Annotated in this window: 8 protein-coding genes; all 8 read left to right on the top strand. The window is 38.4% G+C overall.

The features are described from left to right. The first annotated feature begins 433 nt into the window (after positions 1-433). The 8 genes from DXB43_RS14680 (at position 434) to DXB43_RS14645 (ending at position 6,593) form a co-directional block, all read left to right on the top strand. Positions 434-1,015 carry a TetR/AcrR family transcriptional regulator gene (locus DXB43_RS14680; RefSeq protein WP_117947909.1) on the top strand — a complete coding sequence of 194 codons (582 nt, stop codon included), beginning with the start codon at positions 434-436 and terminating at the stop codon, positions 1,013-1,015. Between the two features lie 187 nt (positions 1,016-1,202). Beyond that, positions 1,203-1,658, top strand: coding sequence for a GNAT family N-acetyltransferase (locus DXB43_RS14675; RefSeq protein WP_330417896.1), 456 nt, complete (start codon positions 1,203-1,205; stop codon positions 1,656-1,658). Positions 1,659-1,745: 87 nt separating this feature from the next. After that, the gene (locus DXB43_RS14670; protein WP_117947908.1) at positions 1,746-2,459 is read left to right on the top strand and encodes a lantibiotic protection ABC transporter ATP-binding protein; all 714 of its coding nucleotides are present in this window, start codon (positions 1,746-1,748) and stop codon (positions 2,457-2,459) included. Next, a complete protein-coding gene (locus DXB43_RS14665; RefSeq protein WP_117947907.1) occupies positions 2,452-3,183 on the top strand; it encodes a lantibiotic immunity ABC transporter MutE/EpiE family permease subunit in 732 nt (243 codons plus the stop codon). Before DXB43_RS14670 ends, DXB43_RS14665 begins: the two co-directional genes overlap by 8 nt. A gap of 1 nt (position 3,184) precedes the next feature. Then, positions 3,185-3,943 carry a lantibiotic immunity ABC transporter MutG family permease subunit gene (locus tag DXB43_RS14660; RefSeq protein ID WP_117947906.1) on the top strand — a complete coding sequence of 253 codons (759 nt, stop codon included), beginning with the start codon at positions 3,185-3,187 and terminating at the stop codon, positions 3,941-3,943. A gap of 14 nt (positions 3,944-3,957) precedes the next feature. Beyond that, complete coding sequence (locus DXB43_RS14655) at positions 3,958-4,620, top strand: response regulator transcription factor (protein WP_072521435.1); 663 nt, start codon at positions 3,958-3,960, stop codon at positions 4,618-4,620. After that, positions 4,608-5,984 carry a sensor histidine kinase gene (locus DXB43_RS14650; RefSeq protein ID WP_117947905.1) on the top strand — a complete coding sequence of 459 codons (1,377 nt, stop codon included), beginning with the start codon at positions 4,608-4,610 and terminating at the stop codon, positions 5,982-5,984. Before DXB43_RS14655 ends, DXB43_RS14650 begins: the two co-directional genes overlap by 13 nt. 120 nt (positions 5,985-6,104) lie before the next feature. After that, positions 6,105-6,593: a hypothetical protein gene (locus DXB43_RS14645; RefSeq protein ID WP_117947904.1), complete on the top strand. Its 489-nt coding sequence runs from the start codon at positions 6,105-6,107 to the stop codon at positions 6,591-6,593. The last annotated feature ends 293 nt before the right edge of the window (positions 6,594-6,886 follow it).

The following is a 6,886-nucleotide window of genomic DNA, read 5'->3' as shown; positions in this document are numbered from 1 at the left end:
GCTGATTGGAAAAAAGGAAAACTAATCCCCATTTATCAAGAAAAAGAAACTTTCAGTTTTCAGATGACGATTTTTAAAGGATTTAATAACTGTTATATCTTGTTATAAAAATCTCGTCGCCCCCTTGAAAATACTAAACCTTTCACTGGTATCCTTTCGATTACATCTTGTATCGTGTTATATCGTTTTCCCCTTGTTTATGAGTCCTCCTAAGGGAAAGAATGAGCTGGATGAGCGACCGATTATTGATATTTATCGGAAGATAGAGGAAGATGGTTATATGGAGATTGACATCTGTTTCCCATTAAAGACAAAATTATCATAAACAAAGTTATGTAAAAATGTGTAGAGATATCTGACTTGACAAATAAACGGCCGTTTACTATGATCAAAATATAAACGGTCGTTTATTTTATGGGCAGGAGGTTTGGGTATGTCAAAAACTACAAAGGAAGATATATTGATTGTTGCATTACATTTATTTGCGAGAGATGGATATGAAGCAGTTTCTGTCAGTCAGATTGCGGGTGAGCTTGGCATGACAAAAGGTGCATTGTATAGGCATTATGAGAGTAAGAGAGATATTTTTGAACATATTGTAAAAAGGATGGAGCAGGGGGATGGCGAACAGGCAGAATCACATGATATGCCTGCTGATAAAAAGGAAAATGAACCTGAACAGTATGAAGAGATTTCTACGGACAATTTCGTGGAATACAGTAAATCTATGTTTTCGTATTGGACAGAAAATGATTTTGCATCGTCATTTCGAAAGATGCTTACGTTAGAGCAGTTTCGGAATGAGGAGATGCAGGCATTGTATCAGCAGTATCTTGTGTCTGGTCCGGCAGAATATGTGAAGGATTTGTTCAAGAGCATGGGGATAGTGGAGGCAGATAAAAAAGCAACCATGTTTTATTCCATCATGTTTTTCTACTATAGTCTGTATGATGGAGCAAAGGATAAAACAAGAATAAAAGAGCGGTTTGAAAAAAGTATTAGCAGCATTATATAAAGAAATGGAGAAAAAGAAAATGAAGGAAAATATTATCATTCGATTGGAAAGAGAAAATGAATACCGTGAGGTAGAAAATCTGGTAAGGGAGAGTTTCTGGAATGTGTATTGACCAGGCTGTCTGGAGCATTATGTACTCCACAAACTTCGCAATGATCCCGCATTTGTTCCGGAACTGGATTTTGTCATGACATTAGATGGACAGTTAATTGGACAGAACATGTTTATGAAGGCTGTGATTGCAGCCGATGATGGCAGAAGTATTCCCATTATGACTATGGGACCGATCTGTATTGCACCGGAGCTTAAAAGGAAGGGGTATGGAAAGATTTTACTGGATTATTCTTTAGAAAAAGCAAAAGAGCTTGGATGCGGAGCACTATGTTTTGAAGGAAATATTGATTTTTATGGAAAAAGTGGATTCAGACAGGCGAGTGAGTTTGGCATCCGCTATCATGGATTGCCGGAAGGCGAGGATGCATCTTTCTTTCTGTGCGAAGAACTGATGCCGGGATATCTTAATGGAATTACAGGAGAGTATGCACCTCCGGCAGGTTATCTGGTAAATGAAAAGGAAGCAGAGGCATTTGATAGAGAGTTCCCGTATATGGAGAAGAAAAAACTTCCGGGACAGATTTTCTAAAATGTAGCAAACTTCATCAAATCTTTATTTTTCCCTGATAGATTATATTTCAGTGAGAAATGCAATATAGAAGGAAGGATAAAAGAGATGGAAATGATGTTGCAGACACAAAATCTATGTAAATATTTTAGAAAGCAAAAAGCGGTAAATAATGTTTCACTTAATATAGAAAAGAAACAGATTTATGGACTGCTTGGACCGAATGGTGCGGGAAAATCTACCACATTGAAAATGTTGACCGGTATGATGAAACCCACTGCAGGAAAGATTTACTTTGATGGAAAACTTTGGGATAGGAAAGATTTATCAAAAATAGGAGCGTTAATTGAGAATCCGCCTATTTATGAAAATCTTTCCGCCAGAGAGAATTTGAAGGTAAGACAATTATTGCTTGGTACAGATGAAAACAGAATTGATGCGGTCTTGCAGATTGTATCACTTACAAACACCGGAAAGAAGAAAGCAGGACAGTTTTCTTTGGGAATGAAGCAAAGACTAGGCATTGCAATGGCATTGCTTGGAGAACCGGAACTTTTGATATTGGATGAACCTACGAATGGATTAGATCCAATAGGAATCGAGGAATTACGAGAGCTGATCCGGTCTTTTCCGGAACAGGGAATCACTGTAATTCTCTCCAGTCATATTCTCTCGGAGGTACAGTTACTTGCAGATAAAGTCGGGATTATTTCAGGTGGAATCTTAGGATACGAAGGAGAATTAAAGCAGGGAGATAATCTTGAAGATTTGTTTATGAATGTGGTAAGAAAAAACCAGAAAGCAGGTGAAATCCATGGTTAATATTATAAAAGCAGAACATCAAAAAGCCAAAAGAACCATGCGAAAAAAGTTTATCTGGGGATTTCCTCTTCTTACATTTGTCATGGCATTTATATTTACTCTTGGGATGACAAATGCTTATGCAGAAAGTGTTTGGAACTGGTGGTATACACTTTTGCTGCCGGGGATGATTGCTCTATTTTGTTATCTTTCTGTGGCGCAGGAGAAAAAGATAAAATACTATCATTTAATGACTATTCCCACAGACAGAAGAAAATTGTTGCTGGGGAAAATTATTTATATTGGGTACATGATTCTGTTTTCCAATGTGATTGTGTTTGCAGGAGCAACGCTTGGAGGCTTTCTTCTAACGACACATGTTCCAGTTGGAGGAGCGTTGATTGCAGTATTGTTTCTGACGGTTTCTGAGTTATGGGAGATTCCGGTAGCTTTGTTTTTAAGCGAACGCTTTGGAATGATTGTAAACCTGTTCGTCTGCCTGTTTATTACCGTCAGTGGTGTGGTAATATCACAAACCAGGATCTGGTATGTACTTGTTTCGGCAATCCCTATGCGAATGATGTGTCCGTTACTTCATATTTTACCGAATGGTCTTGCGGCAGAATCGGGGAATCCATTTTTGAATACGGGAGTCATTGCTCCGGGGATCTGCCTCTCAATGATCTGGTTTGTTCTTGCAACGCTTTTGTTTCTGAAATGGTTTGAGAAAAGAGAGGTGAGATAGGATGCTTGGAAGATCTCTGAATGCAGACTTGCGAAAGATGAAAGGAACATCTGTGATTCTGGCACACGTACTGATTCCGATTCTAACCAGCGTTATATTTTTAGTGTATTACCTTTTTTCACCATGGAATGAAAATATGAAAGTGATTGCATTTTATCAGGCAATAGGAGCAGGACTTCCAGTACTTGTTGGAATTTTTACAGCAAGTGTGATGGAGCAGGAACAAAATGCAGGTAACTTTCAGAATATGTTATCCTTATCGAAAAAAGGAGTGGCATTTATATCGAAACTTCTGCTGTTACTGATGTTTTGTCTTGGCTCTGTCTTACTGACTACTTTAATATTTGGAACTGGATTTGGAATGATATCAGCAAGTGGTAGCTGGAGTAACAGCAATATGGAAATTGTAAAAATATGTGTTGTTGCAGCATTGCTACTGTGGGGAAGCAGTGTTCCACTTTATCTGTGGCAGCTGATTCTGGCTTTTCAGTTTGGAAAAGGGGTATCCATTGGAGCAGGGATTATATCAGGACTAATTAGTGCATTGATGCTTACCGGACTTGGAGATTATGTGTGGAAATATGTATTTGTCTGCTGGACGGGTAGAGTACCATATACTTATCTGCAATCTGTATTGGGAGAAACTAGTGTAGGTGAATGGTTGTCATTCATACCAGGTTGCTTAATATTAACAGGGATTAGTATGGTATACTATTTTTGGTGGGTAAACCACTGGGAAGGAAACAGAATATCGGAATAGAATCGAGGGAAACTATGGCAAAAATACTGGCAGTTGATGATGAACCGGCAATTCTGGAAATGATAGAAAGCATTTTGAATAAGGATGGACATCTGGTTACCAAAGTAAGTAATCCGCTGAAACTTAATATGGAAGAATTACATCGTTATGACCTGATTTTACTTGACATTATGATGCCTGGAATGGACGGCTTTGAATTATGCAAAAGAATCAGGGCACTTGTGGATTGTCCGATTTTGTTTCTTACTGCAAAAACGGAGGAAAAAAGTCTGGTGAACGGACTTTCGTTGGGAGCAGATGATTATATTTCAAAGCCATTTGGAGTGATGGAACTTCGGGCAAGGATTCATGCACATCTTAGAAGAGAGCACAGGGAACATTCTGTCCGGATGGTTTTGGGAAGGGTCTGTATTCAAATATCTCAAAAGAAACTATTGGTTGATGATAAGGAACTTCCTCTTACGAAAGCGGAGTACGAAATTTGTGAATTCCTGGCTAAAAACAGGGGACAGGTTTTCTCGAAAGAACAGATTTTAGAAGAGGTCTTTGGTTTTGACAGTGAGAGTAATGACAGTACCATTATCACGCATATCAAAAATATAAGAGCAAAATTTGCGGATTATGATTATACACCGATAAAAACAGTCTGGGGGATTGGATATAAATGGGAAGAGTAAAGAGAAGCAATGCACTCAGCTGGATTTTTATGAGATATGTACTGGTCATGCTTGGATCATTAGTAGGTTTGGTGATTGCTGCTTGGCTGCTGCTGTACCTTTTGATTAGTGTGGGCTGTATCTATCCGGCGAATTATGCAGAGCAAAAGATTAATGAAGCATATGATACGATTTTACGTGCGGATAAAGTAACTGCTGAGATGATTCCTGCACTTTGTGATTATGTAATCTTTTCAAAGAATGGAGAGAAAATAGGTGGAGATCTGTCAGAACAATACGAACAGATAGCATGGAATGTTGCAAAGTACGGAAACGCATCCGGGAAATATTTTTATAAAGTAATTGTAAGGGAAAATGAATATGTTGTATTGCAATATCGCCTGACACCTCAATATCATTCAGCTTTTTTGAGGGAGCATTTTATAGGACCACAGAATGTGATGAGTATTATGTCTGTGATTGGAGCGGTAGCGATTATCATCATTCCGTCCATACGTTTTGGAAAAAGAATCAAAAAGCAGATGCAGCCTGTATTAGACGCAATCAGACAAATAAAGGATCAAAATCTGGAATATGAGACATCCTGTTCCGGTATCAAAGAGTTTGATGACTGTTTATCGGCAATCGATGATATGCGAGATGCATTGCGAGAATCTTTAGAAAAGCAGTGGAAAACAGAGCAGGAAAAGAAACAGCAGATGTCTGCTTTGGCGCATGATATTAAAACACCTCTTACGATTGTACGGGGAAATGCAGAACTACTTTCAGAGACTGAACTGACCACAGAACAGAAGAAAAATATCACTTATGTTTTGAACGGCACAACACAGATACAAAGTTATGTAAAACAGTTGATAGATGTCACAAAATCATGGAATTGCAGTGATGTTACCTATACAACGGTGAGGTTAGAAGATTTTTTCGCAGATATAAAGGAACAGGCACTCGGACTGGTAGAAATCTATCACCAGAAGATAGATTGGAAGGCGGAACAAAGTGATAAAAAGGTAACGATTGCTTATGATCCAATGTTCCGGGCCGTAATGAATGTGATTCAGAATGCAGTGGAGCATACAAAAGAAAATGGAATCATTTATATTGACGCAAAGGAGCAGGATGGCCGGCTGACATTCATTGTGGAGGATAGCGGATCAGGATTTACAAAAGAAGCATTATTGCATGGCACAGAGCAGTTTTTTATGGATGACACAAGTAGAAATGGCGAAGCCCATTATGGGATGGGACTATTTTTTGCAAAAACTGTGGCTGAAAAATATGGTGGAGGTATTAAACTTTCAAATTCTGAAAATACAGGTGGGGCGAGGGTAGAAATATTTTTCCTGAGTAGTCAAGAAATAAGCTAAATAGACCGCAATTAAGCTATGTAAAAGAAATTTTACATGCTTTTATCTAATATGTAATGATTTAAAGAAATGTAAATCATCTTACAGCTCTTTACAGCAGGAGCGAAAAAGCTCCCGACAATGAAGAGTCTTGATTCCGATAAAAAGGCAGCTAAGGCATCTAACAACAACGAAGTACAGGCTGCAGGCACTGCTTCTGCGCAGGCTGCAGAACCGGTTGAAAAGATTGACTTCTCCAACGTAAAGATTGAGCCTTTATTTGAGGAAGAAGTAGACTTCGATACATTCAGTAAGTCAGATTTCAGAGCTGTTAAGGTAAAAGAGTGTGTAGCAGTTCCTAAATCAAAGAAACTGTTACAGTTCACACTTGATGACGGAACAGGCACAGACCGTACCATCCTTTCTGGCATTCATGCTTACTATGAGCCGGAAGAGCTTGTTGGCAAGACACTTATCGCCATCACAAATCTTCCACCACGTAAGATGATGGGAATTGATTCCTGTGGTATGTTACTTTCCGCAGTGAATAACCTGAAGGATTCAGAGGATGAAGAACTTCATCTTCTGATGGTTGATAACCACATTCCGGCAGGAGCAAAGCTGTACTAAAAATATATTATGATGATTGCCCCCATTAGATAGAGAAATCTGTCTGGTGGGGGTTTTATGATGAAGGTGATATTCAGTTAAAATTCATCTATATTTTAGAAAAAGCTGATTGCACAAAGGTGTTTGCAAAAAACGACACCTGATATTCAAAAACAGCATAATTCTTTGTAAAATCTTGAAAAAGCTAATATTCAGATATATAATGTTAAGAAAATAAGTGCAATGAAGGAAGAGGCTGAATTGGAATCCGAGCTTCCAGTTTGCAAGTTTAAGTTCTGATTTAGCTAATCGCT

The organism is Roseburia sp. OM04-10BH, assembly GCF_003462605.1.
Taxonomy (GTDB): domain Bacteria; phylum Bacillota; class Clostridia; order Lachnospirales; family Lachnospiraceae; genus Roseburia_C; species Roseburia_C amylophila.
The sequence above is the reverse complement of the archived record's forward strand: the minus strand, read 5'-3'. Positions and strand labels throughout refer to the sequence as shown.

Coding starts and splice junctions, on each gene's coding strand:
- DXB43_RS14680 (WP_117947909.1), top strand. CDS start 434: ATGTCAAAAACTACAAAGGAAGATATATTGATTGTTGCATTACATTTA.
- DXB43_RS14655 (WP_072521435.1), top strand. CDS start 3,958: ATGGCAAAAATACTGGCAGTTGATGATGAACCGGCAATTCTGGAAATG.
- DXB43_RS14665 (WP_117947907.1), top strand. CDS start 2,452: ATGGTTAATATTATAAAAGCAGAACATCAAAAAGCCAAAAGAACCATG.
- DXB43_RS14675 (WP_330417896.1), top strand. CDS start 1,203: ATGACATTAGATGGACAGTTAATTGGACAGAACATGTTTATGAAGGCT.
- DXB43_RS14670 (WP_117947908.1), top strand. CDS start 1,746: ATGGAAATGATGTTGCAGACACAAAATCTATGTAAATATTTTAGAAAG.
- DXB43_RS14650 (WP_117947905.1), top strand. CDS start 4,608: ATGGGAAGAGTAAAGAGAAGCAATGCACTCAGCTGGATTTTTATGAGA.
- DXB43_RS14645 (WP_117947904.1), top strand. CDS start 6,105: ATGAAGAGTCTTGATTCCGATAAAAAGGCAGCTAAGGCATCTAACAAC.
- DXB43_RS14660 (WP_117947906.1), top strand. CDS start 3,185: ATGCTTGGAAGATCTCTGAATGCAGACTTGCGAAAGATGAAAGGAACA.